Source organism: Streptomyces sp. NBC_00878 (assembly GCF_026341515.1).
Taxonomy (GTDB): domain Bacteria; phylum Actinomycetota; class Actinomycetes; order Streptomycetales; family Streptomycetaceae; genus Streptomyces.
This window is the reverse complement of the sequence record NZ_JAPEOK010000001.1, coordinates 4,246,810-4,271,483: the sequence shown is the minus strand read 5'-3', so window position 1 is coordinate 4,271,483 and position 24,674 is coordinate 4,246,810. Positions and strand designations below refer to the sequence as shown.

General features: G+C 69.5%; 19 protein-coding genes. 13 read left to right on the top strand and 6 right to left on the bottom strand.

Translation table 11 applies throughout. The features are described 5' to 3' along the window. Nucleotides 1-312: 312 nt before the first annotated feature. On the top strand, nt 313-1,101 hold the full coding sequence (locus OHA11_RS17770) for an ABC transporter ATP-binding protein (protein WP_266497364.1): 789 nt from the start codon (nt 313-315) through the stop codon (nt 1,099-1,101). Then, complete coding sequence (locus OHA11_RS17765; protein ID WP_266497361.1) at nt 1,098-3,683, top strand: ABC transporter permease; 2,586 nt, start codon at nt 1,098-1,100, stop codon at nt 3,681-3,683. The genes OHA11_RS17770 and OHA11_RS17765 overlap by 4 nt, the downstream gene beginning before the upstream one ends. Nucleotides 3,684-3,852: 169 nt before the next feature. Here OHA11_RS17765 and vanX read toward each other — a convergent pair whose 3' ends face one another. Genes vanX through vanH form a run of 3 tightly spaced genes read right to left on the bottom strand, consistent with a single transcriptional unit; the run spans nt 3,853 to nt 6,531 of the window. After that, complete coding sequence (gene vanX, locus OHA11_RS17760) at nt 3,853-4,461, bottom strand: D-Ala-D-Ala dipeptidase VanX (RefSeq protein WP_266497358.1); 609 nt, start codon at nt 4,459-4,461, stop codon at nt 3,853-3,855. Next, nucleotides 4,458-5,498: a D-alanine--(R)-lactate ligase VanA-Sc gene (vanA-Sc, locus tag OHA11_RS17755; protein ID WP_266497356.1), complete on the bottom strand. Its 1,041-nt coding sequence runs from the start codon at nt 5,496-5,498 to the stop codon at nt 4,458-4,460. The genes vanX and vanA-Sc overlap by 4 nt, the downstream gene beginning before the upstream one ends. After that, nucleotides 5,491-6,531 carry a D-lactate dehydrogenase VanH gene (gene vanH / locus OHA11_RS17750; protein ID WP_266497353.1) on the bottom strand — a complete coding sequence of 347 codons (1,041 nt, stop codon included), beginning with the start codon at nt 6,529-6,531 and terminating at the stop codon, nt 5,491-5,493. The genes vanA-Sc and vanH overlap by 8 nt, the downstream gene beginning before the upstream one ends. 467 nt (nt 6,532-6,998) lie before the next feature. On the opposite strand from vanH, the gene murF reads away from it, so the two are divergent. Further along, the gene (gene murF, locus OHA11_RS17745; RefSeq protein ID WP_266497350.1) at nt 6,999-8,342 is read left to right on the top strand and encodes a UDP-N-acetylmuramoyl-tripeptide--D-alanyl-D-alanine ligase; all 1,344 of its coding nucleotides are present in this window, start codon (nt 6,999-7,001) and stop codon (nt 8,340-8,342) included. Between the two features lie 88 nt (nt 8,343-8,430). On the opposite strand, the gene OHA11_RS17740 is transcribed toward murF, so the two are convergent. Beyond that, on the bottom strand, nt 8,431-9,543 hold the full coding sequence (locus OHA11_RS17740) for a peptidoglycan bridge formation glycyltransferase FemA/FemB family protein (protein ID WP_266497347.1): 1,113 nt from the start codon (nt 9,541-9,543) through the stop codon (nt 8,431-8,433). A gap of 486 nt (nt 9,544-10,029) precedes the next feature. Between OHA11_RS17740 and mfd the strand changes: the two genes are divergently transcribed. Beyond that, nucleotides 10,030-13,584: a transcription-repair coupling factor gene (mfd, locus tag OHA11_RS17735; RefSeq protein ID WP_266497345.1), complete on the top strand. Its 3,555-nt coding sequence runs from the start codon at nt 10,030-10,032 to the stop codon at nt 13,582-13,584. Nucleotides 13,585-13,751: 167 nt separating this feature from the next. On the opposite strand, the gene OHA11_RS17730 is transcribed toward mfd, so the two are convergent. Beyond that, entirely contained in the window at nt 13,752-14,276 is a 525-nt protein-coding gene (locus OHA11_RS17730; protein WP_266507262.1) for a TetR/AcrR family transcriptional regulator, read from the bottom strand. 320 nt (nt 14,277-14,596) lie between these two features. On the opposite strand from OHA11_RS17730, the gene OHA11_RS17725 reads away from it, so the two are divergent. The 7 genes from OHA11_RS17725 to OHA11_RS17695 all read left to right on the top strand — a co-directional run bounded on the left by OHA11_RS17725 (nt 14,597) and on the right by OHA11_RS17695 (nt 22,046). Next, nucleotides 14,597-15,499, top strand: a complete 903-nt coding sequence (locus OHA11_RS17725; protein WP_266497342.1) for a hypothetical protein — start codon at nt 14,597-14,599, stop codon at nt 15,497-15,499. Nucleotides 15,500-15,804: 305 nt separating this feature from the next. After that, a complete protein-coding gene (locus OHA11_RS17720) occupies nt 15,805-16,524 on the top strand; it encodes an HNH endonuclease family protein (protein ID WP_266497340.1) in 720 nt (239 codons plus the stop codon). Nucleotides 16,525-16,890: 366 nt separating this feature from the next. Next, nucleotides 16,891-17,634 carry an N-acetyltransferase gene (locus OHA11_RS17715; protein ID WP_266497337.1) on the top strand — a complete coding sequence of 248 codons (744 nt, stop codon included), beginning with the start codon at nt 16,891-16,893 and terminating at the stop codon, nt 17,632-17,634. Nucleotides 17,635-17,843: 209 nt separating this feature from the next. Then, nucleotides 17,844-18,470 carry a hypothetical protein gene (locus OHA11_RS17710; protein WP_266497335.1) on the top strand — a complete coding sequence of 209 codons (627 nt, stop codon included), beginning with the start codon at nt 17,844-17,846 and terminating at the stop codon, nt 18,468-18,470. A gap of 38 nt (nt 18,471-18,508) precedes the next feature. Then, the gene (locus OHA11_RS17705; protein ID WP_266507260.1) at nt 18,509-19,990 is read left to right on the top strand and encodes a serine/threonine-protein kinase; all 1,482 of its coding nucleotides are present in this window, start codon (nt 18,509-18,511) and stop codon (nt 19,988-19,990) included. A gap of 233 nt (nt 19,991-20,223) precedes the next feature. After that, nucleotides 20,224-20,871, top strand: coding sequence for a SurA N-terminal domain-containing protein (locus tag OHA11_RS17700; protein WP_266497332.1), 648 nt, complete (start codon nt 20,224-20,226; stop codon nt 20,869-20,871). Between the two features lie 146 nt (nt 20,872-21,017). Continuing rightward, nucleotides 21,018-22,046 (top strand): nucleoside triphosphate pyrophosphohydrolase, encoded by a 1,029-nt coding sequence (locus OHA11_RS17695; protein WP_266497329.1) that lies wholly within the window; start codon nt 21,018-21,020, stop codon nt 22,044-22,046. A 75-nt stretch (nt 22,047-22,121) separates the two neighbouring features. Here OHA11_RS17695 and OHA11_RS17690 read toward each other — a convergent pair whose 3' ends face one another. Next, entirely contained in the window at nt 22,122-23,351 is a 1,230-nt protein-coding gene (locus OHA11_RS17690; protein ID WP_266497326.1) for a globin domain-containing protein, read from the bottom strand. Nucleotides 23,352-23,467: 116 nt separating this feature from the next. Between OHA11_RS17690 and OHA11_RS17685 the strand changes: the two genes are divergently transcribed. Together OHA11_RS17685 and OHA11_RS17680 are read left to right on the top strand one after the other, a co-directional pair. Further along, on the top strand, nt 23,468-23,998 hold the full coding sequence (locus OHA11_RS17685) for a hypothetical protein (protein WP_266497323.1): 531 nt from the start codon (nt 23,468-23,470) through the stop codon (nt 23,996-23,998). Next, nucleotides 23,965-24,669, top strand: a complete 705-nt coding sequence (locus tag OHA11_RS17680; RefSeq protein ID WP_266497321.1) for a hypothetical protein — start codon at nt 23,965-23,967, stop codon at nt 24,667-24,669. The genes OHA11_RS17685 and OHA11_RS17680 overlap by 34 nt, the downstream gene beginning before the upstream one ends. The last annotated feature ends 5 nt before the right edge of the window (nt 24,670-24,674 follow it).

The following is a 24,674-nucleotide window of genomic DNA, read 5'->3' as shown; positions in this document are numbered from 1 at the left end:
GGGAGGGTTCGTACTGCCGGAGGAGGAGAGAGGCCGATCTGCTCTTTAACCTGGCTTTATGCCGCTGGGGGGCGGTGTACCGCACTGGCGGGGGTGGGGTTTTCCCCAGCAGAAGACTGCGCTGGGCACCAGCGCGGTGGACCACCCTCCGCCACGAGACTTGTCGCTGTAACCGCACGGCACGAGTGCAGGACGTCACGCACAGCACGAGTGCACGACATAGCGCACGGCACGAGCGCACGGCGAAACCGCACGACCTGGTCAACCGCAGATCCCGTCGTCCTCAAGGGCGACCGACTTAGGAGACATACCGTGACATCGGCTGTAACCATTCCCAGGCACGGGGGCACTGGAGAGCGTACGGCCGTTGCCGCACGGGCGCGGCAGGTCGTCAAGGCGTACGGGTCCGGCGAGACCCGCGTCGTCGCTCTGGACCAGGTGGACGTGGACATAGCGCGGGGCAGGTTCACCGCGATCATGGGCCCCTCGGGGTCCGGCAAGTCCACGCTGATGCACTGCCTCGCGGGCCTCGACACCGTTTCCTCCGGGCAGATCTACCTCGACGAGACCGAGATCACCGGCCTCAAGGACAAGAAGCTCACGCAGCTGCGCCGGGACCGGATCGGCTTCATCTTCCAGGCGTTCAACCTGCTGCCGACGCTGAACGCGCTGGAGAACATCACGCTGCCGATGGACATCGCCGGCCGCAAGCCGGACAAGGGCTGGCTGAGCCAGGTCGTCGAGACCGTCGGGCTCGCCGACCGGCTCAAGCACCGGCCGAACCAGCTCTCCGGCGGCCAGCAGCAGCGCGTCGCCGTGGCACGGGCCCTGGCCGCCCGGCCCGAGATCATCTTCGGTGACGAACCGACCGGAAACCTCGACTCGCGCGCCGGTTCCGAGGTGTTGGGCTTCCTGCGCCGCTCGGTCGACGAGCTCGGCCAGACCATCGTGATGGTCACGCACGACCCGGTGGCCGCTTCGTACGCGGACCGTGTGCTGTACCTCGCCGACGGCCGGATCGTCGACGAGATGTACAAGCCCACCGCGGACGCCGTCCTCGACCGCATGAAGGACTTCGACGCCCGGGGGCGTACGTCATGACTGTCTTCAAGACCTCGATACGCAACTTCTTCGCCCACAAGGGGCGGATGGCCCTGTCTGCTGTCGCCGTCCTGCTGTCGGTCGCCTTCGTGTGCGGCACGCTCGTGTTCACCGACACGATGAACACGACTTTCGACAAGCTCTTCGCGACCACCGCGTCCGACGTCACGGTCTCCCCCAAGGCGGCCAAGGCGGACGGCTCGACCCCGCAGAACGGCAAGCCGGCGTCGCTGCCCGCGTCGGCCGTCGCACAGGCGCAGAAGGCGGAGGGCGTCAAGTCGGCCGAGGGCGCGGTCGGTTCGATGAACGTGACCGTCGTCAACAGCGACAACAAGAACATGGGGTCCAGCACCGGCGCCCCGACGATCGCGGGCAACTGGACGAAGAACGACCTGCGCGCGATGGAGATCACCTCCGGACACGCCCCGCGCGGGCCCACCGAGGTCATGGTCGACTCCGACACCGCGGACAAGCACCACCTCAAGATGGGTGACGAGCTGCGCACCATCGCCGTCACCGGTGACTTCACGGCGAAGATCGTGGGCATCGCCACCTTCAAGGTGACCAACCCCGGTGCCGCCATCGTCTACTTCGACACCGCCACCGCACAGCGCGAACTGCTCGGCGAGACCGGCCGGTTCACGCAGATCAACGTCTCGGCGGCGTCGGGCGTCAGCGACACGCAGCTCAAGCAGAACGTCTCCACGACGCTCGCCGGTGGCGAGAGCGCAGCCGGTGCGTACAAGATCCAGACGCAGAAGGAGTTCTCGGACGAGAACCGCGAGGGCGTCGGCGAGTTCATGAACGTCATCAAGTACGCCATGCTCGGCTTCGCCGGAATCGCCTTCCTGGTCGGCATCTTCCTCATCATCAACACCTTCTCGATGCTGGTCGCCCAGCGCACCCGTGAGATCGGCCTGATGCGGGCGATCGGCTCGTCCCGCAAGCAGGTCAACCGGTCCGTGCTGATCGAGGCCCTGCTGCTCGGTGTCGTGGGCTCGATCCTGGGTGTCGCGGCGGGCGTCGGTATCGCGATCGGCCTCATGAAGCTCATGTCGATGGCGGGCATGAACCTCTCCACCGCCGACCTGACGGTGAAGACGACGACCCCGGTCGTCGGCCTGGTCCTCGGCGTCGTCGTCACGGTGCTGGCCGCCTATCTGCCCGCCCGCCGCGCGGGCAAGGTCTCCCCGATGGCCGCGCTGCGCGACGCCGGTACGCCGGCCGACGGCAAGGCCGGCTGGATCCGGGGCATCATCGGCCTCCTCCTCACGGGCGGCGGTGCCGCGGCGCTCTACACGGCGGCCTCCGCCGACAAGGCGAGCGACGGCTCGATGATGCTGGGTGCCGGTGTGGTGCTCTCGCTGATCGGGTTCGTCATCATCGGCCCGCTGCTCGCGGGCGGCGTGGTCCGGGCCATCAGCGCGGTCCTGCTGCGCGGCTTCGGACCCGTGGGACGACTGGCCGAGCGGAACGCGCTGCGCAACCCGCGCCGCACCGGCGCCACGGGCGCGGCCCTGATGATCGGCCTCGCGCTGGTCGCCTGCCTCTCCGTGGTCGGCTCCTCGATGGTGGCCTCCGCGACCGAGGAGCTCGACAAGTCGGTCGGCACGGACTTCATCATCCAGGGCAACCAGCGGATCGTCCCGCAGGCCCAGAAGGCCATCGAGTCGACACCGGGCATGGCACACGTCACCAGCTACAAGGAGGTCGAGGCCAAGCTGACCTCGCCCGACGGCAAGACCGAGAACAGCGACGTGACGGCCGCGGACCCGACGTACGCGAGCGACCTGCGCCGCGAGACCACTGCCGGTGACCTGGCTGCGGCGTACGGCAAGGATGCGATGGCGGTCGGCTCCGGTTACGCCAAGAAGCACGGCGTGCGGGTCGGCGACACGATGACCGTCGCCTTCAAGGACGGCCGGACCGCCAAGCTGAAGGTCGCGGCGATCACGAACGACGACGTGGCCATCGACAAGGGCGCGCGCTACATGAACATCTCGACGGTCGAGAAGTACGTCCCGGCCGACAAGATCCCGCCGAACGACATGATGTTCGCCAAGGCCAAGGACGGCCAGGAGAAGGCGGCGTACGCGGCCCTGAAGAAGTCCCTCGACCCGTACCCGCAGTACCAGGTCCGTGACCAGACCGACTACAAGCAGGAGCTCAAGGACCAGATCGGCCAGCTCCTGAACATGGTCTACGGCCTGCTGGCCCTCGCGATCATCGTGGCGGTCCTGGGCGTCGTGAACACCCTGGCCCTGTCGGTGGTGGAGCGCACGAGGGAGATCGGCCTGATGCGGGCCATCGGCCTCTCACGCCGCCAGCTGCGCCGCATGATCCGCCTGGAGTCGGTCGTCATCGCCCTCTTCGGAGCGCTGCTCGGCCTCGGTCTGGGCATGGGCTGGGGCGCCACCGCCCAGAAGCTCCTCGCCCTGGAGGGCCTCAAGGTCCTCGAAATCCCCTGGCCGACCATCATCGGCGTCTTCATCGGCTCGGCCTTCGTGGGCCTGTTCGCCGCACTGGTCCCGGCGTTCAGGGCGGGCCGCATGAACGTACTGAACGCGATCGCGACGGACTAGCCACCGCGGCGGCAGCCGCCATCGCCGCCTCAGAGCCACCGTGTACGGGGGTCACGGGGGAAAAAGAGCCCGGCACCGGCAAGTCTTCGGACTTGGCGGTGCCGGGCTCTGGCGTGCGCGGGGGCGGAGCCCTCAGGCACGAGACAACCACGAGCCAACCACGGGACAACTACGCGATGGGGAAATCGAAATAGGTGTCCGGGTAGGGCTCGCCCTTCAACGTGTAATGCCACCACTCATACTCGTACGCGCTGAATCCGCAGGCACCCATGATGGAGCGCAGGTGCTCACGGTTTGCCGCCTCGGTTTCGGTGACCCCTTGTGCTCCATGATGGGAAATCGAATCCATCACGTCATGGTCACCGCCCATGGGGGCAAGTTCACCGGTGTTCAGGTGATACAGCGTCAGGTCAACGGTGCTACCGCGGCTGTGGCCCGACTTCGCGGCCACGTACCCCTTTTCGAACATCTCGCCTCTGTCGATGTTCGGGTAGTGCCGCAGCTTCTTCTGGCCGTCCTCCGGCTGTTGCGACCAGCGCAGAAAGGCGTCCACGGCGCGTTGCGGGCGGTAGCCGTCCCAGAGGAGCAGGCCGAATTCGAGGGATTCGGCCTGCTTCTGCGCCTTTTCCAGAGCCGCACACAAAGCCTTCGTACCGACTATCCGATTTGCCAGGTACCCGTCCACCGGCTTGCCGGTGAAGTTGTCCCACGTGGCGTACTTGGCGTCCCAGCGTATTCCGGATATGTGCTCGTCCATGAAGACGAAATCTTCATTCACCTGTTTTTCCCCGCCAATGCGAGCGAAACGGTCCGGTCGATCACTTCGGACAGCGGCACGTCCGCGGCCGCCATCATCCTCGGGTAGCGGCTGTACGAGGTCAGACCGGGCAGCGTGTTGACCTCGTTGAGGACGACTTCGCCGTCCTCCTTGAGGAACATGTCCACCCGTGCGAGACCCCTGCACCCCAAGGCGCGGTACACGTCCTTCGCCGCTTCCCGGACGCGTGATCGCAGCTCTTCCGGAATGTCGGCGGGAACGATGAATGTGGAGTTCTCGGAACCGGTTTCGGGCGAGTCCTCCTGGTGGATCCTGAAGAACCCGTGCGAGAGGTCGACTCGATCCACCTCGCCCGCGAACAGGTCCAACTCGTTCCCCAGGATGGCGCATCCGATCTCGCTGCCGATGACGGCCCCTTCGATCAGCACCTTCGAGTCGTACTGCCTCGCGGTCTCCACCGCGCTCTGCAGTTCCTCCTCGCTGGACACCTTGCTGACGCCGAAGGACGACCCCGAGCGGGCCGGCTTCACGAAGACAGGGTAGGTGAGCAGGTCGGGGTCGATCTTCTCGCCCGCCATGACGGTCCAGAAATCGGGCGTGGCGATTCCCGCGCTCCTGGCGACGACGTAGGCGAGGGACTTGTCCATGCACAGGGCGGAGCTCTGAACGTCGCAGCCCACGTAGGGGATGCCGGAGAGCTCCAGCAGCCCCTGCATCGCGCCGTCCTCACCGAACTTGCCGTGCAGAACGGGCAATACGACGTCCAGACGGATCGTCTCGTACTTCCCCTCCTCCAGGATGATCAGTCCGTGCACGCTCCTGTCCGGTGACAGCACAACCGGACGGCACTCGCCGTTCTCCCAATTCGGGTCGGGGCCGTCACAGAGCTTCCAGTCGCCGCTCTGCGTGATCCCGATGTAGAACGGTTCGTACTTCTCGACATCGATGTTTTGTGCGACTTCTCGCGCCGACTTGATGGAGATGGGGTGTTCTTCTGAACAGCCTCCGAATATTACGCCGATTTTCAGCTTAGCCATGCTGATTCCTGCTTTCGAATTTCAGGCAGTTCGTGATGGAGTTCTCGACCGTGTCGCTCAGCGCGTGGTCGGTGTAGTAGGCAGTGTGCGGGCTGATGAGCACATTCGGCAGCTTCTGCAGCCGCAGCAGCAGTTTGCTTTCGATGGGCTTGTTTCTGAGGTCGGCGTAGAATATCCCTTCCTCGCCTTCGAGGACATCCAGCGCCGCACCGCCCAGCCTGCCTTCTTCCAACGCCGGAACAAGGGCCTCGGTGTCGATCAGCGGGCCGCGTCCGGTATTGATGACGTACGCGCCCTGCCTCATCTTCTCGATGCGTTGATGATTGAGAAGATGGTACGTGTCCTCGTTGAGGGGTGCGTGGAGCGAGACGATGTCGCTCAGTTGCAGCAACTCATCGAGAGGAACGTATTCAACGTCGACCTTGGGGCTGTTGTCGTGGGCCAGTATTCGACAGCCGAAACCCCGCAGCCTGTCCACGACTGCCGTACCGATGCGTCCCGTGCCGACCACTCCGACGGTCAGGTCGCGCAGCTCTTTCCCGCGCACATCGTGCAGCCGGTAATCATGCGCATCCGTGCGACGGACAGTGGATTTCGCATTCCGTACTGCCATCAGCATCAGCATCAGTGTGTAGTCGGCAACACTGTCCGGCGAATAGGCGACGTTCCCGACGGAAATTCCGACGCTTTCTGCGTATTCCACGTCGATGTGATTGTAGCCGATACTCCTCGTGGAGATGTACGCTACACCTGCCTGGCTGAACGCAAGAAGGGCAGAATTAGCAATCCGCACTTTGTGGCTTACGCTGATGCACCGGTTTCCGAACGCCAGTTCAATATTGGCTTCGGAGACCGTCTCCTCCGTGATGGTCGGTATGACGCCGAAGCGGGGTGCCATCTCCCGGAACAAAGCGGCCTCGTCCTGTCCGCACCCATAAATGGTGATTCCGGTTGCCGGGGCGCCCGAGGAGGGCGTGGTCGTCGGCGATCCCGTGCGGCGGGCCGCTGCGCGGGCCGGTTCGCTGTGGGTCATGCGCGAAGTCAACATGCCTCCAGTCAAGGTGGCGCGGTGTTGTCCCCACGTATGCGCATTTCGATATGTTACAAGTCGTTACTGAACGGTAACACTGGAACCATGCGCATGTTGATCATCGAAGTCCGAGGGCTTGGCGGCCGCGCCGAAGAGGATTTGACCCGGGCGACAGGGGTCTTGTCAACCGGACACGGACCGACCGCAGGTCGAAGACGTGTGAAAGTCCCGGCGAGGACGCGCGAGGATCCCGGCGTGCACGGCGCCATGCACGCTCTCGATGCGACCGATCGGTAGCATGCCGTTGTGTATCGAAAAGCACATACGTGCTCGCAACAGCACGCCGAATTGCCTGGAGGCATGTTGACTGCACGTATGACCCACAGCGAACCAGCCTCCGACGACCGCTGTTCCGTCGACCGCTGCCTCGTCAACCTGCTCCCGCTCGCCGGCCTTCGCGCCGTCTGCGCATGATCCCGCTCAGCCTCGGCGAGATCGCCGCGGCCGTCGGCGGGACGGTCGAGGGCGACAGCGCTGTGACGGTGACCGCGCCCGCCGTGCTCGACAGCAGGCAGGCCGAACAGGGCGGCCTCTTCGTCGCCTTCGCCGGCGAACACGTCGACGGCCACGAGTACGCCGAACAGGCAGGCCGGGCCGGCGCGGTGGCCGTGCTCGGCTCCCGGCCCACGTCGCTGCCCACCGTCGTCGTCGAGGACGCCCAGGCCGCGCTGCAGGCGCTGGGTGCCCACGTCGTGGCCCGGCTGCGCGACGGGCTGACCGTTGTCGGGGTGACCGGTTCCCAGGGCAAGACCAGCACCAAGGACCTGCTGGCCGCCGTGCTGTCGAGCACCGCGCCGACGATCGCCACGACCGGCTCGTTCAACAACGAACTCGGCGTGCCGCTCACCATGCTGCGCGCCGACGCGGCCACCCGGTTCCTCGTCCTCGAGATGGGCGCCCGCCACATTGGTGACATCGCCCACCTCACCGGCCTGGTCGCGCCCGACGTCGCCGTCGTCCTCAACGTCGGCCAGGCCCACCTCGGCAAGTTCGGGTCGCGCGAGGCCATCGCCAAGGCCAAGGGTGAACTCGTACAGGGGCTGGCGCCCGGCGGCACCGCCGTCCTCAACGCCGACGATCCCCGGGTCGCCGCGATGCGCTCGCTCACCGACGGTCCGGTGCTGGCCTTCGGCCGGGCGGAACACGCCGACATGAGGGTGCTCGACCTGGCGCTGGACCGGCTCGGCCGGCCGTCCTTCACGCTGGGGACCGCCGACGCCTCGGTTCCCGTCGCGCTGCCGCTCGTGGGCGCCCACCAGGCGCTCAACGCGTCGGCCGCCGTGGCGGCGGGACTGGCGGCCGGCGTACCCCTCGATGCGGCCGCGGCGGCGCTGGCCACCGTCTCGCTGTCGAAGTGGCGCATGGAGCTGCGCGAACTCGCTGGCGGCGCGACGCTGCTCAACGACTCCTACAACGCCAACCCCGACTCGACCCGCGCGGCCCTGGACGCGCTGGCGGCGATCGAGGGCGGATGCCGGATCGCCGTCCTCGGCGAGATGCTCGAACTCGGCGACGAGAGCGAGGCCGAGCACCGCGCCGTCGGGGAGTACGCCGCCGCCCGCGCCGATGTGGTGGCCGCGGTCGGCAAGGCCGCCCGGTCGATCGCCGACGGCGCGGGAGCGCGGGCGGTGACGCTGGCCGACAACGAGGCGGCCGTCGACTGGCTGCGCGGCCACCTCGCCGCCGGCGACGTGGTGCTCGTCAAGGCCTCCCGCGGGTCACGCCTCGACGAGGTCGCCGCCGCACTCGCGTAGTGCGGCGGGGTGGGCCGCAAGACCCGTCACGCCCGGGTGCGCGGGAAGACCCGCCACGCCGTGGTGCTGTTCGGGGCCGCTACCGGGCTCAGCGCCCGCGCCGCCTCATGTAGAGGTCGAAGGCCTTGTAGACCATCGGCCGCAGCGGCAGGTCCCACTCACCGACGTACCGCACCGCCTGACCGCCGGTGCCCACCTTGAACTGGATCAGCCCGACATGCGGGTCGTCGGAGTCGAGGGTGGGGGTGATGCCGCGCAGGTCGTAGACGTCGCAGCCGACCGCCAGCGAGTCGCGGATCATCGCCCACTGGAGGGCGTTGGAGCCGCGCACCTCGCGCTTCTTGGTGGAGGAGGCGCCGTAGGAGTACACCGAGTGGGTGCCGACGCGGACCATGATGGTGGCGGCGACCAGGTCGCCCTCGTGGCGGGCCAGGTAGAGCTTGATCCGCTCGGGATCCTCGGCGCGCAGCGCCGCGAACATGGTCTCGAAGTAGCGCAGCGGCCGGGGCGTGAAGTGGTCGCGCTCGGCGGTGTGGACGTAGAGGTCGTGGAACGCCATCAGGTCGTCACCGACCGTGACCTCGACTCCCTCCTTGGCCGCCTTCTTGACGTTGCGGCGCCAGAGCTGGTTCATGCCCTTGAGTACGTCGTCCTCGGTCCTGCCCGCCAGCGGAACCTCGTACTTGAACTGCGGATGTCCGACCCCGAAGCCGTCCTCCGGGTTCTGCGGCAGCCAGCCGGCATCCTTGAGCTGCCTGGCCACGCGCAGGCCTGTCGAGTTCTCCTCCCGGCTGGGCATGTCGGTGAGCCGCCTGATGTCCGGGTTGGCGACGCCCTCCTTCACCTGGGCGGCGCTCCAGGTGTTCGTCCACACCGGCGGGCCGAGCCGGATCGCGAACGCGCCGTGTGCCTTGAGATACGTCGCCAGCGGATCGAGCCACGCGCTGATCTCGCCGGTCCAGTCGATGACCGGGCCCTCGGGCAGATAGGCCAGCGTGTAGCGGTCGAGCTTCGGCACCGGGCGGTGCAGGACGAGCCCGGTACCGACCAGCTGCCCGCCGTCGTACCAGCCGAGGGACTCACTGCGCCAATCGGGCTTGACGTGGGCCCATGCCGGGGTCTGCAGAAAGCTGGTGGACCGCTGTGCCCGCACGAACGCCAAGTGTTCGGCGGCGCTGATCGGCCTGACGGTCAGACTCACGCCCGCGGCACCCGCCCCTCCGTGGTGTGCGTTTCGGCTCACTGGTCCGCCATCCTCACTTCGGCGGTCGCGGACGGGGCGTTGATACACCCCGGGCACCACCGGATCTGGGTCGCTGTTCGGGCTGGTTCGCTGTAGGACATCCCTTCAGTCAACAGGCCTCCGGTCAAGGCGGCGTGGTGGTGTCGGGACGTATGCGGGTTTCGATACGCCGACGACGATACCCAAATGGCGGAAGCCATCCGCGAGGGACCCCGGTATCCACAGGCGTTGTCCACAGGCGCGGGCGTGGGCGACCCCGGCGTCGTACGCTGGACACCCCCGGCCCGTCAGACGTGTCGGGCGGCTCGCGTTGCCCACCCACCTCACCCACTCCCTCCCAACTCCTTCGTTCCGTGCCACGCCACCCCACACGCCTCCTCCTTCCCCGTTCCTGATCCCCGTTCCTGCTCCCCGCTCTTCAGATCCTCGGATGGAATCCTCTTCATGAGCCTGCACGGTCTGCTCGACGCCGTCGTCAAGGACGCCGCACTCACCGAAGCGGTGAGGGCCGCCGGCGACGGCAACCGCATGCACGTCGACCTGGTGGGGCCGCCCGCGGTCCGCCCGTTCGCGGTGGCGGCGCTGGCCAGGGAGACGGGCCGCACGGTGCTGGCCGTGACGGCCACGGGCCGCGAGGCCGAGGACCTGGCGGCGGCACTGCGCTCGCTGCTGCCGTCCGACGGGGTCGTGGAGTACCCGTCCTGGGAGACGCTGCCGCACGAACGCCTGTCCCCGCGCAGCGACACCGTCGGGCGCAGGCTCGCCGTCCTGCGCAGACTCGCGCACCCGCGCCCCGACGACCCGGAGACCGGCCCGGTCTCCGTCGTGGTCGCCCCCATCAGGTCGGTGCTCCAGCCGCAGGTCAAGGGCCTGGGTGACCTGGAGCCGGTGGCCCTGCGGACCGGCCAGACCGCCGACCTCGGTGACATCGTGGCGGCCCTGTCGGCAGCGGCGTACGCACGGGTCGAGCTGGTCGAGAAGCGCGGCGAGTTCGCCGTACGCGGCGGGATCCTGGACGTCTTCCCGCCCACCGAGGAGCACCCGCTGCGCGTGGAGTTCTGGGGCGACGACGTCGAGGAGATCCGTTACTTCAAGGTCGCCGACCAGCGGTCCCTGGAGGTCGCCGCACACGGGCTCTGGGCACCGCCCTGCCGCGAACTGCTGCTCACGGACGACGTACGGGAGAGGGCGGCCCGGCTGGCCGAGGCCCACCCCGAGCTGGGCGAACTGCTCGGCAAGATCGCCGAGGGCATCGCGGTCGAGGGCATGGAGTCCCTCGCCCCCGTCCTCGTCGACGACATGGAACTGCTCATCGACGTCCTGCCCAAGGGCTCCATGGCCGTCGTCTGCGACCCGGAGCGGGTGCGCACGCGCGCGACGGACCTGGTGGCGACCTCGCAGGAGTTCCTGCACGCGTCCTGGGCGGCGACCGCGGGCGGCGGGGAGGCCCCGATCGACGTCGACGCGGCGTCCCTGTGGTCCATCGCGGACGTACGGGACCGGGCCCGCGAACTGGACATGATGTGGTGGTCGGTGTCCCCGTTCGCGGCCGACGAAACATTCACATCCGCCGCCGACGCGGCGGGGGACGCGGACACGCTGAAGCTCGGGATGCACGCGCCGGAGACGTACCGCGGCGACACCGCGAAGGCCCTCGCCGACACCAAGGGCTGGCTCGCGGACGGCTGGCGCACGGTGTTCGTCACTGAGGCCCACGGCCCGGCGGCCCGCACCGTCGAGGTGCTCGGCGGCGAGGGCATCGCCGCCCGCCTGGAGTCGGACCTCGCCGGGCTCGTCCCCTCCGTCGTCCAGGTGGCCTGCGGCTCGATCGACTACGGATTCATCGACCCGGCGCTGAAGCTCGCCGTCCTCACGGAGACCGACATCTCCGGCCAGAAGGCGGCCGGCAAGGACGGCGCCCGGATGCCGGCCCGCCGCCGCAAGACGATCGACCCGCTCACCCTCGAAACCGGCGACTACATCGTCCACGAGCAGCACGGCGTCGGCCGCTACATCGAGATGGTCCAGCGGACGGTGCAGGGCGCGACCCGCGAGTACCTGGTGGTCGAGTACGCGCCGGCCAAGCGCGGCCAGCCCGGCGACCGCCTCTACATCCCCACCGACCAGCTGGAACAGATCACCAAGTACGTGGGCGGCGAGGCCCCGACCCTCCACCGCCTCGGCGGCGCCGACTGGACGAAGACCAAGGCGCGCGCCAAGAAGGCGGTGAAGGAGATCGCCGCGGACCTGATCAAGCTGTACTCGGCCCGGATGGCGGCCCCCGGGCACGCCTTCGGCGGCGACACGCCGTGGCAGCGCGAACTGGAGGACGCGTTCCCGTACGCGGAGACGCCCGACCAGCTCACCACCATCGCCGAGGTCAAGGAGGACATGGAGAAGACGGTCCCGATGGACCGCCTGGTCTGTGGCGACGTGGGCTACGGCAAGACGGAGATCGCGGTCCGCGCGGCCTTCAAGGCGGTACAGGACGGCAAGCAGGTCGCCGTCCTCGTACCGACGACGCTGCTGGTGCAGCAGCACTTCGGGACGTTCGGCGAGCGCTACTCGCAATTCCCGGTGAACGTCCGGGCGCTGAGCCGCTTCCAGACGGACACCGAGGCGAAGGCGACCCTGGAGGGCCTGCGCGAGGGCTCGGTCGACGTCGTGATCGGCACACATCGGCTCTTCTCCGCCGAGACCAAGTTCAAGGACCTGGGGCTCGTCATCGTCGACGAGGAGCAGCGGTTCGGCGTCGAGCACAAGGAGCAGCTGAAGAAGCTGCGCGCGAACGTGGACGTGCTGACGATGTCGGCGACCCCGATCCCGCGCACGCTGGAGATGGCGGTGACGGGAATCAGGGAGATGTCGACGATCACGACACCCCCGGAGGAGCGCCACCCGGTCCTGACCTTCGTCGGTCCGTACGAGGAGAAGCAGATCGGCGCGGCCATCCGCCGCGAACTGCTGCGCGAGGGCCAGGTCTTCTACATCCACAACCGAGTCGAGTCCATCGACCGGGCGACCGCGAAGCTCCGCGAGATCGTCCCGGAGGCGCGCATCGCGACCGCCCACGGCCAGATGTCGGAACAGTCCCTGGAACAGGTCGTCGTCGACTTCTGGGAGAAGAAGTTCGACGTCCTCGTCTCCACGACCATCGTGGAATCGGGCATCGACATCTCGAACGCGAACACGCTGATCGTGGAGCGCGGCGACAACTTCGGCCTCTCCCAACTGCACCAGCTGCGCGGCCGGGTGGGCCGTGGCCGGGAGCGGGGGTACGCGTACTTCCTCTACCCGCCGGAGAAGCCCCTGACGGAGACGGCCCACGAGCGCCTCGCGACCATCGCCCAGCACACCGAGATGGGCGCGGGCATGTACGTGGCCATGAAGGACCTGGAGATCCGCGGCGCGGGCAACCTGCTGGGCGGCGAGCAGTCGGGTCACATCGCCGGTGTCGGCTTCGACCTGTACGTACGCATGGTCGGCGAGGCGGTCGCGGACTACCGCGCCTCTCTGGAGGGCGGCGTCGTGGAGGAGCCGGCGCTGGAGGTCAAGATCGAGCTCCCGGTCGACGCGCACGTCCCGCACGACTACGCCCCGGGCGAGCGGCTGCGGCTGCAGGCGTACCGGTCGATCGCCTCGGTGAACTCCGAGGAGGACGTCAAGGCGGTACGCGAGGAACTCGTCGACCGCTACGGCAAGTTGCCCGAGCCGGTGGAGAACCTGTTGCTGGTGGCGGGGCTGCGGATGCTCGCGCGTGCGTGCGGTGTCGGCGAGATCGTCCTCCAGGGCAACAACATCCGCTTCGCGCCGGTGGAGTTGAGGGAGTCGCAGGAGCTGCGTCTCAAGCGGCTGTATCCGGGCACCGTGATCAAGCCGGCCGCGCACCAGGTGCTGGTGCCCCGCCCGAAGACGGCGAAGGTGGGCGGCAAGCCGCTGGTCGGGCGGGAGTTGCTGGGGTGGACCGGGGAGTTCCTGGCGTCGATTCTGGGGTCTTGAGGGCTCGTGAGGTCTCGTGAGGGCTCGTGAGGGCTCGTGAGCGGACCCGCTGGATCGCGTTGGCGGAAGGTCACCTTGACGGAAGGCCACGTGGACGGAGGGCCATGTGGACGGAGGGCCATGTGGACGGAGGGCCATGTGGACGGAGGGGCGGATGGCCCGGAAGGTCAGGTGGCCCGGAAGAGCATGCCGCTGAGCGTGCGGAAGACGTCCTCGGGGTCGTCCTGGCCGTCCAGCGGTCCGTCCAGGTTGTGGCTGAGCAGCAGCGTGGCGAAGCCGTGGGCCAGGGACCAGGCGGCCACGCCGGCGAGGCGGGCGTCGGCGCCGCGGCCCTCGGGCGGGACGGCCGAGACGGCGTCGCGCAGACGCCCGCCCGCGAGAGCGCGGGCCGTCGTCAGCTCCAGGTCGTTCCCGCGCAGCAGCTCCGGTGTGAACATCACCTGAAAGTGGGCCGGGTGTTCGCGCGCGAAGTGGACGTAGCGCACGCCCGCGTCCCGTAGATCCGCGGCCTCCGCGAGCGTGGCTGCCAGAAGCGCGTAACCCTCCGCCGCGATCGCCGTCAGCAGACCGGTGCGGTCCTTGAAGTGGTGGGCCGGTGCCGCGTGCGAGACACCCGCGCGGCGGGCCAGGTCCCGCAGGCTCAGCGCGGAGGGGCCCTCGGCGGAGATGGCGTCGAGCGCGGCCGTCACGATGGCGCGGCGGAGGTCCCCGTGGTGGTAGGCGCGGCGCTCGCCGGATTTGGCGGAGGACTTGGCCGAGGGCTCGGCGGGCTCGGTGGGCTCGGCGGGCTCGCCGGTGTGGGCGGGCTTGGTGGCTTTGGCCGACTTGGCGGAAGGCCGGGCGGGCCGGGTGGGCGGCGTGGACCCGGAGGACCCGGAGGACGGCATGGGGGTGCTCTTCGTCATGGTCAGCAGCGTACGCCGAATCTAGGCATTGACAAGTTCGATGGGGTCGGGCAATCTAGACGATGTCAAGTTGTCGGACGGTCGAGAACGGGCGAAGGGGGCACGTCATGTCTGTGGACATCGGCGGGGCGGTGTTGGGCGGGGGAGGAGTCGAGCTCGGCAGGGTGCGGCAGATGTGGCACCTGATCGAGCCTCTGCATGCCGTGCTCTACTACGCGCCGGAGGTCTTCGAGGAGGCGACCGCTCTCGGCTTCGAGGTCGGGGAGCGCTGGCCGAGCTACTTCCCGTTGCGGGCGGCCCCGTTGGGCGCGGTAGGGGCCGAGCGGGTCTCTTCTGCCTTCTACAGCTTCAGCCCTCGCATGGTGGCCGAACACATGGCCCCCGCTTGGGGGATAGCGAGTCCCGAGGCCGCGATCGAGGCGAGGGAGCGGGGCGTCGACCGGGCGTATCGAGCGATATTCGGCGACCGTGTCGACAGCCCTGAGCTGGCCGAGGCCGCCTCTCTCGCCCGCCGCGCGGCCGAGTCGGTGAACACGGCGGGCCGCCCCTTGGCCGCCGCCAACGCCGAGTTGCCCTGGCCGGAAGCCCCGCATCAGCAGTTGTGGCACGCGGCGACGATCCTGCGTGAGCACCGCGGTGACGGGCATCTGGCCGCGCTGCTCGTCGCGGGCCTCGACCCCGTCGAGTCGCTCGTGTCGTTCGCGGCGATAGGCGCCGCGTCGGTGGAGCGGTTCGAGAGCCGGGGGTGGAGCGCGGGGGAGTGGTCGGCGGCGGGTGAACGGCTCGTCGCGCGGGGCCTGTTGGCCGACGACGGCACCGCGACGGACGCCGGCCGTGCCCTCCGGCAGGAGGTGGAGCGACACACCGACGAGCTGGCCGCCGCACCCTGGCGGGCGCTGGGCCCGGACGCCACCGGCCGACTCGCCGATCTGCTGGGGGAGTTCTGGGTGGCGGTACTCGGATCAGGACTGCTTCCGTCGGAGACGACGTTGGGGATCGGGAAGGTGTGAGGTGCTGGCGACGGCGACGGCGACGGCGAATGTGGTCGAGGTCGAGGTCGAGGTCGTGGTCGAGGTCGTGGCCGAGGTCGAGGTCGGTGGTGGGTGGTTGGTGGCCGGCCGCTAAGGCAGCGTGCCGGGGACGCCCCACTCCCGGTCACCACCGGCGTCACGCCGGTCGTGCACCACTTGCCCGTTGAAGTCCGTTGAAGCCCGCTCTCCGCCTGTTATCGCCTCAGCCCCTGGCCAGTACGGTGAGGTGCAGGGAAAAGCCGCCCGCTCAGGGCGGACAGGGGCAAGCAAGGGGAGGGAGCGCCGTGACGCTCTGGACCAGGGTCGCTGGAGCCGCGGTGCTGCTGCTGGCCGCGACCGGCTGCACCGCCGAGACGACGGGTACGGCCGGCCCCGAGGAGACGGCGGCGAGCGGGGGCGGAGCCGCCCTCACCGCTGTCGATGAACTGACCGTCAAGGGACGGGCGCCCAAGACGGGATACGACCGGGACAAGTTCGGCAGCCCCTGGGCCGACACGGACTCGAACGGCTGCGACACCCGAGACGACGTACTCAAGCGGGACTTGAAGGAGGTGAAGTTCAGCGACGGTGACTGCGAGGTGAGGTCCGGGACGCTCGACCCCGACCCTTACACCAACGAGGACGTGACCTTCGTACGAGGAGGCCGCAGCGAGGTCGACATAGACCATCTCGTCGCGCTGTCTGACGCCTGGGTGAAGGGCGCCCAGAAGTGGGACGCGAGCAAACGGATAGCACTGGCCAACGATCCGCTGAACCTCCTCGCCGTCGACGCCGGCCGCAACCGCAGCAAGGGCGACGGGGACACGGCGACCTGGCTCCCGCCCTACAAGGCGTACCGCTGCACATACGTGGCCCGGCAGGTGGCCGTGAAGAAGAAGTACGGGCTGTGGGTCACCGCCGCCGAGAAGGACGCCATGAAGCGGGTGCTGTCCGGCTGCCCGGGGCAGCAGCTCCCCTCCGGGGGAACGTCGACCCAGGCACCGAGCCGGTTCCGCGCGAGCTGAGCTGCTTCCCGGGCAAGCTGGGCCGGTTCCCGGGCAAGCTGAGCTGCTTCCCGGGCAAGCTGGGCCGGTGCCGGGCGAGCTGGGCCGGTGCCGGGCAACCAGGGCCGGTGCCGGGCGAGCTGAGTCGGTCCAACGCGAGCTGAGTCGGTTCGGCGCGAGGTGAGTGGGTGGCGCGAGGTGAGTCGGTCCAACGCGAGGTGAGCTGGTTCCGAGGGGCTGAGTCGGTCCAGGCGAGCTGGGCCGGTTCAGGGGGACCTGTTCCGGATTTGTGCGAGCCAAGACCATTCCGCTCCGCGGCGCGCACCTCGATTCCATGGCGCGCCTATCGGTTCCGTCCGCGGTGAGCCGCCGCCTACGGTGTCCGGCATGGAGTTGACGGTGGCGAGTCTCGCCGAGCGGCCCGAGAAGTACGGCCAGGTGACGGGGATGGCGGACACCTGGCCCGAGTTCCTGCGCAACGACCCCGTCGGCAACGCGCACTACGGCCGGATCGCCACCGAGCTGCCGGAGTACGTGCTGTTCGCCGAGGACGAGCGCGGCGAGGTGGTCGCGCACGCCTACAGCGTGCCGTTCGCCCTCGCGGACGAGGACCGGGGCGAGCTGCCGGCGCGGGGCTGGGACGAGGCGCTGGTGTGGGCGTTCTCCGACCGGCGCCACGGCATCACCCCCGACACGGTGAGCGCGATCTCGATCGTCGTCGCCCCGCACGCCCAGGGCACCGGTCTGTCGGGCCGCATGCTCTCCGCGATGCGCGACAACGCCCTGGCGCGCGGTTTCGACGAGGTGGTCGCCCCGGTGCGCCCGAGCGCCAAGCACCTGGAGCCGCGTACGGAGATGGCGGAGTACGCGTTCCGGACGCGCGGCGACGGGCTGCCGTACGACCCGTGGCTGCGGGTCCACGTCCGGGCGGGCGCGCGTATCGAGGCGGTGGCGCCGGCGTCGATGACCGTGGCGGCGTCGCTCGACGAGTGGCGGGCGTGGACGGGGCTGCCGTTCGACGAGGAGGGTCAGGTCGAGGTGCCCGGGGCGCTGGTGCCCGTGCACTGCGAGCCGCGGCGCGGGTACGCGGTGTATGTCGAGCCCAACGTGTGGGTGCGGCACGCACTATGAGGCGCACCGGTCGCGACCGGTGAGGTCCGCCGCGGTGTGTACGGCGGGCACGGTCGCGCCCGGCTGAGGCGGTTGGGACGGGCGAAGCGCTCAGCACGACAACGGTTCGGTACAACCCGGGAACACTTGTCCTTGTCGGCCTATACGCTCGGACTTCCAACTCATAGGTTCGTCTTTCGTCCGCCCTCATCAGGCTTCCAGGAGCAACCATGCAAGGCCACGGCCAGGCGCAGCCGGTGACGCCGCCACCCTCGACCGGGTTGCTGGTCTTCCTGCGCGTGCTGTTCGTGACGATCTCCGTCTGCAGCTTCGGTCTGCTCGCTTGGACGATGATGCTGCGCCTGGCGCTCGTGACCCGCAGGTCGCTCGACTGGGGGCTGTTCGTGGCCGCCCTGGCGGCCGAGGTCCTCGGCATCGTCCTGCTCGCCACCGAGCCCGGCGAGGAGATCCACACGGTCGGCGGCGGGTTGGGTTTCGCCCTGCTCCTGGGCTCGCTCGTGATCGTGATCTCGTACTACCTCGCGGCGGACATCCGCCATTTCCACCAGCTGGGCCAGGCGGCAGCGGGACACCCGCTGCACCAGCGGCCCGCCCCGCCCGTGTACGGGTATCCGCAGCCGCCGTACGCCGCCGCGACGGGCCCGCACACCCCGGTGCCCCCGATGGCGCCGATGGCGCCGATACCCCAGCCCGCCGCGCCCGGGACCCCCATACCGACCCCCACACCAACCCCGACCCCGCCGCCGCAGCGCCCCGCGCCCGCCCGTATCGACCAGGTGCGCGCCGAGCTCGACGAGCTGAGTGACTATCTCCGCAAGCACGAGGACGGCAGGTGACCGTGGCGCCGGGGCGGGTGATCACCGGCCGCTACGAACTGTCCACGCTCATCGGACAGGGCGGCATGGGCCAGGTGTGGACGGCGTACGACCAGCGCCTCGACCGGCGCGTCGCCGTCAAACTGCTCCGCCCCGACAAGGTCGCGGGCGCCGAGGCCGACGAACTGCGCCGCCGCTTCGTGCGTGAGTGCCGCGTCACCGCCCAGGTCGACCACCCCGGCCTGGTCACCGTCCACGACGCGGGCAGCGAGGGCGAGGAGCTGTTCCTCGTCATGCAGTACGTCGACGGCGTCGACCTCGCCGGCCACCTCGCCGACCACGACCCGTACCCCTGGCAGTGGGCCGTCTCGGTCGCCGCGCAGCTGTGCGCCGTGCTGTCCGCGGTGCACGCCGTGCCGATCGTCCACCGCGACCTCAAGCCGCGGAACGTGATGGTCAAGCAGGACGGCACGGTCACCGTCCTCGACCTCGGCGTCGCATCGGTCATGGACACGGACACCACCCGCCTCACCCACACCGGTTCTCCCATCGGCTCGCCCGCCTACATGGCCCCCGAACAGGCGATGGGCGGCGCGGTCGGCCCGTACACGGATCTGTACGCGCTCGGGGTGCTGCTGCACGAACTGCTCAGCGGAGACGTGCCGTTCTCGGGTTCCACCGCCCTCGGCGTGCTCCACCGCCACCTCTACGAGCCGCCCGTGCCGGTCCGCCAGCTGCGCCCCGAGGTCCCGGAGGCGCTGGAGGCGCTCGTCCTGCGCCTGCTCGCCAAGGACCCGCAACACCGCCCGGACTCCGCGCAGGAGACGTACGAGCAGCTGCTGCCGCTGCTTCCCGCGCGCGGGATCCCGTCCGGCGGCTCGCTCGACCCCACGCGCCCCTTCCTGCGCCCGCACGCCCCCTGGCCGGACCGCGCCCGGACCCCCGCGCCCCAGCCGCAGGCCACCCCGGCCGCCGACAAGCCCGACGTCGCGGGCGCCGTCGACGAGGTCAAGCGCCTCCTCGACGAAGGCCGCATCACCCAGGCCGTCGACATCCTCGGCGGCATCCTCCCGGCCGCCGCCGCCCAGCACGGCAAGCACTCACCCGTCGTCCGCACCCTGCGCAAGCAGTACGCGGCCACGTTGATGGACGACGGCCAGTACCGCCGCGCTCTGCCCGAACTGCGTCTCCTCGCCGACGAGCGCGCCTCCGAGGCCGGCCAGGCCGACCCGCAGTCCCTGCGCTTCCGCTACGACGCCGCCCAGTGCCTGGAACAGCTCGGGGAACCGGCGTCCGCGCTCGCCGAGTACCGCTCGCTGCTCCCGTACTACGAGAACCAGTACGTCGCCCAGGACGCCGAGCTCTCCTTCGAGGTCCGCCGCCGCATCGGCCACCTGCTGCTCGCCCTCGGCGACCGCGCCGCCGCCCACGACACCCTGGCCCGCCTCCAGTACGACGTCGAACGCCTGCGGGGCCCCGGCCATCCCCTGGTCGCGGAGGTCAGCCGAACCCTCCAGTGGCTGGGCCAGGTCCGCGGCTGACCACATCCCGCGGCCACCGGATGGGGCCGCTGTGCGGCGTGTGGATGGAGACGGCCCGGCGCCGGTGCCCGAACTCCTGGCGAATCGTTGGGTCGAATGGGTGGCCGAGAGCCGGTCCCCTGCCTACCATCGATCACCGCAAGACTTTGTGCGCCCGCCCGTCGCCCGACCACCGCCCCTGGTGGAGGCGCTGCGCGCCGCACCTGTTTTTTGCGCTCCTACAGGAGGTCTCCTTGCACCGCCGCCGTCGCACCGCGTTCCTCCTCTCCGCCGCGCTCGTCACCGCGGCCCCTCTCCTCTCCGCCTGCGGCAACGACGCGCATCCCGGTGCCGCGGCCGTCGTCGGCGGCGACCGCATCACCGTCTCCCAGCTGGAGAACCGGGTGAACGAGGTACGGTCCGCCCAGCGCGCGGCCACCACGGGCGAAGCTCAGTTCGAGCAGGCCATCGCCAAGACCGGCGGCCTCACCCGCGACACCCTGCACGTCATGGTCCTCGACCGCGTCCTGCACCAGGCCGCCCAGGACGCGGGCGTGACCGTCAGCCGCAAGGAGGTCCAGGGCTTCCGCGGCGAGCTGGAGAAGCAGGCGGGCGACGAGAGGGCGCTGGAAGTGGCCTGGCTCCAGCAGTACGGCGTCGCGCCCGAGCGGCTCGACGACAACCTCCGCGTCCAGATCGAGGCCCAGAAACTCGCCGCCGCACTCGGCACGGACACCAGCCAGCCCGCCTTCTGGAAGGCACTGTCCGAGGCGTCCAAGAAGCTGGACGTCGACCTGAACCCGCGCTACGGCTCCTGGGACGTCGAGAGGAGCAGCCGCGTCGACGCCAAGGTGCCGTGGCTGCGCGAGGTCACGTCGGCGGGAAGCAAGCAGACGACGTAGCAGGTCCTGACCCGGCACGGGTCCTGTCCTCGGCACAGGACCGTTCCCCGGCACATGACCATTCCTCGGTGCATCGCCATTCCTCGGCGCATGGCCGTTCCTCGGCGCGTGACCTTGTTGTCAGTGGCGTGGGTTACGTTCGGTGTGTGAACGCATCCAGCCCGGGGCGCATCGTCCTGCTCACCACCAGCCACCGAGTCGCGCCCGGACTCCTGTCCTGGCCCGCCTGGCAGGCGCTGCACGACGCCGACCGCGTCCTGTGCGCGGACGGCACGCACCCCCAGCTGCCGTATCTGCGCGAGGCGGGCGTCCAGGTCGACGAGGCCGCGCCGACCGCCGAGGACCTGGTCGACGCCTGCGCAGGCGGGCACACGGTCGTCGTCGTGGCCACCGGCGAGGGCGAGCCGCGCCTGACCGACGGCCTGGCCCGGCTGGCCGGCTCCGGAAACGTCCAGATGCCCGACCTCGAACTGCTCCCCGCGTCGTACGACCTCCCGGGCGCCCGGCTCCTCGACCTCGTCCAGGTCATGGACCGCATCCGCGTCGAGTGCCCCTGGTCGTCCCAGCAGACCCACAAGGGCCTGGCGAAATACGGCATCGAGGAGGCGTACGAACTCGTCGAGGCGATCGAGGAGGGCGACCGCCACGAGCTGCGCGAGGAGCTCGGCGACGTCCTGCTCCAGGTCGTCTTCCACGCCCGGATCGCCGAGGAGGGCCGCGCGGAGGACGGGGCGGAGCCCTTCTCCATCGACGACGTGGCGGCTGGCATCGTCACCAAGCTCATCCACCGCCACCCGCACGTCTTCGGCGACGAGACCGCCTCGACCCCCGAGGAGGTCAAGGAGCACTGGCTGCGCACCAAGGCCGCGGAGAAGCAGCGGACCTCCGTGACGGAGGGCGTCCCGCTCGGCCAGCCGGGCCTCGCACTCGCCGCCAAGCTGTCATCCCGCGCCCGCACGGCGGGGCTCGAAGTGCCACTGCCCGAGGGCGAGGGCGTCGGCTACGAACTCCTGGCGATGGCCGTCCGCGCCGAGACGGACGGCGTGGATCCGGAGGCGGCACTCAGGGCTGCGGCGCGGGCCTACCGGGATGCGATACGAGTGCGTGAGGGCCTGCCGACCGATGGCCTGCCGACCGATGGCCTGCCGACCGATGGCCGGTCGGCCGAGAGCTGAGCGTTCCGCCGGAAGAGCCGTTCGATACCTGCCGGCCGACTGCGGCCGATCGCGCAGTTCCCCGCGCCCCTGCCCCTACGGGGCGATGTCCCGCGAGCGGGCCGACGGGTTGTGCCAGTGCGGACGGGGCCGGTGGAGAAGCCACTCGCCCGGACCGAGCGGGCGGGCCTGCCCCTGACCCGTGGGCGGCAGATCGTCCCGGAAGACGCGCTCGGGGTCGGCGCCGAGGACGGGGAGGACCTCGGCGGTCGCCTCGACCAGCCGGGGCGGACCGGCCAGATAGACGTCGTGGCGGGCCCAGTTGGCCCGATTGCCCAGCGCCGTCAGCAGACGGCCGGTGGCCTGGGCCTTCGGCCGGCCGGGCGCGGGCGTGATGACGGTGACATCGAGATGCGGCAGCCGCGTGCGTAACTCCCCGAGCGCGCCCCGGTCGTACAGGTACGCCGTGTCCCGGGCGACAACGAAGAGCCGCGCCTCGTCGTACGACCCCGGTTCCCACGCCAGTTGCTCCAGCAGCGCCTTCACCGGCGCCCAGCCCGTGCCCGCAGCGATGAACGTGACCGGCCGCTCCACCGGCGTACGCAGGGTCAGCCGGCCACCCGGTGCGCCGAGCCGCAGCGTGTCACCCGCGCGCGTGCGGCGGACGAGCTCGGTGGACAGGACACCGTCCTCGACGAGACTGACGTGCAGGTCGACGGAGTGGTCGGGACGGGGCGCGTTGGCGAGGGAGTACGGACGCCAGACGCCAGGGATACGGGGGCTGTTGACACTCGCGTACTGGCCGGGCAGGTGGGAGAGGGGACGGTGGGGGCGCAGGTTCAGTACGGCGAGGTCGTCCCCGTGCCTGGTGCGGCCGACCACCTCGGCGTCCCACCAGGGCGGCTCCCCCTGGCGCTCCGCCTCCCCCGCGCCGTCCAGCATGGCGTCCGCGATCACGGCGTACGCCTCGCTCCAGGCCTTCTCCACCCCGGTGCTCCACGCCGACCCCGACACGGCGGCGAACGCGGCGATCAGGCTCCCGCCCACCGCCGCGTAGTGCTCCGGCCGCGCCAGATACTTCCGGTGGTCGCGCCCCAGCTCCGCCAGATACTCGTGCGTCCCCGGCTCCCCGAGCCGCCCCACGACAAGCGTCAACGCGGCGAACAGCCGGTCCCGCTGACGTTCCATGTCCTCCGGGAAATCCAGCGGGAACAGGGTGCGGACATCGGGGTGGTGCCAGAAGAGGTGCGAGTAGAAGTACTTGACCGCGAATTCGGCCCGCCTCTCGACGACCGCGAAACTGCTCCGGAGTATTTCGGGGTCCACCGCGTGACTGTATGGAGTGCTCGGCTCACGGGGTCAAGGAGGAGATGATTTATGGATGTTCCAGGATTAAGCGCGCAATCTGGAGCGTGGAGGGCCGCTGAGTACCGTTGTCCCAGGTGTCCGATGAGCAAGGGGAGCTGATGGATGCGGAGTTGGAGCGGCTCGCAGCCGAGGGGGCGAGGGTCCTCGTCGGGGCGGTGGCGCGAGAGGGCTGGCGGAGCGTCGTGGGCCGTTTTCAGTCGCCTTTCAGCGGCAGGCTGTCCGATGCGCAGTTCGCCCTCGACGACCCGGGCGAGAACCGGTGTGCGGCCGAGTTGCTCCGTCTCCTGGACGATGATCCGGCGTTCGCCCCCGAACTGCGTTCGTTCATCGAGGACGCGAGCCTGGCACCGGGCACGCGCAACCTCGTCTCCGGCGGTGTCACCGAGACCCTCGTCCAGGCGGGCTCCATCGGCTCGCTCACGGTGAACAGCCCGCCGGGCCCGTCCGCGGCCAACGGCCAGAGTGGTGGCGCGCACGCCGGGCAACGGCGCATCCGCGAGGGCACCTGCTTGTTCGGGCTGCGATCGACCTTGGACGCTGCGGGATTGCGCACCCCGTTCCCGTGCACGTCATGGACGGCCTGTGCAAGTACTACAACGCGGTAGGCGTGGAGAGCGAATCGCTTGAAGACGCGCTCGCTTGGGCAACCGAGGTTCGCTACGACGTGACAGGGCTACTTGTATCAGGTCGATCGGCGGGCACGTGGCGTGCCTACGGGTCACTGATCGCCGAGGCCGAGAGGTCGGAGAAGACCATGGCCATCCCGGCAGGGGTATGGAACAAGGCTGTGTTCGGGCCCTTCCTGCCGGCCACGCAGGTCCGGTGGCTGGGTCTGAAAGCGGCGGCTCAGGGGTACTACCGTCCGTTGGCAGAAGCGGGTGACCCAACCGCCATGTACAACTTTGCCGTCGCTCACAGCCTCAGCCCGATTCTCAGAGGCAGTCGTGCAGCAGCAGAAGGCTGGTTCCGAAAAGCTGCAGACGCGGGACATGCCCCAGCGGCTCGAGAGCTGGGCCTGTTGCTTCTGGCGCAGGACGAGGCTGAGGAGGCGGAAGCGTATCTGAAAACAGCCGCTGCAATGGGTGATGGCGAGGCGGCGTATCGACTGGGCCTTTCGCTGGGAAATCGGGCGTTGCGTTGGCTGGAGGAGGCGGCCAGGCAGCGATCGCCCGAGGTGGAGGGGCTGAACAGTGAGCTTGCGGCGCTTCTGAGTACGGCTGTTCGGCGGCCTCGCCCAAGTCGAGGGGAAGGGGAACCTGGCCGGTTCCTCGATTGATGTGC

Coding starts and splice junctions, on each gene's coding strand:
- OHA11_RS17765 (WP_266497361.1), top strand. CDS start 1,098: ATGACTGTCTTCAAGACCTCGATACGCAACTTCTTCGCCCACAAGGGG.
- vanA-Sc (WP_266497356.1), bottom strand. CDS start 5,498: ATGGCTAAGCTGAAAATCGGCGTAATATTCGGAGGCTGTTCAGAAGAA.
- vanH (WP_266497353.1), bottom strand. CDS start 6,531: ATGACCCACAGCGAACCGGCCCGCGCAGCGGCCCGCCGCACGGGATCG.
- murF (WP_266497350.1), top strand. CDS start 6,999: ATGATCCCGCTCAGCCTCGGCGAGATCGCCGCGGCCGTCGGCGGGACG.
- mfd (WP_266497345.1), top strand. CDS start 10,030: ATGAGCCTGCACGGTCTGCTCGACGCCGTCGTCAAGGACGCCGCACTC.
- OHA11_RS17725 (WP_266497342.1), top strand. CDS start 14,597: ATGTCTGTGGACATCGGCGGGGCGGTGTTGGGCGGGGGAGGAGTCGAG.
- OHA11_RS17715 (WP_266497337.1), top strand. CDS start 16,891: ATGGAGTTGACGGTGGCGAGTCTCGCCGAGCGGCCCGAGAAGTACGGC.
- OHA11_RS17710 (WP_266497335.1), top strand. CDS start 17,844: ATGCAAGGCCACGGCCAGGCGCAGCCGGTGACGCCGCCACCCTCGACC.
- OHA11_RS17680 (WP_266497321.1), top strand. CDS start 23,965: ATGGACGGCCTGTGCAAGTACTACAACGCGGTAGGCGTGGAGAGCGAA.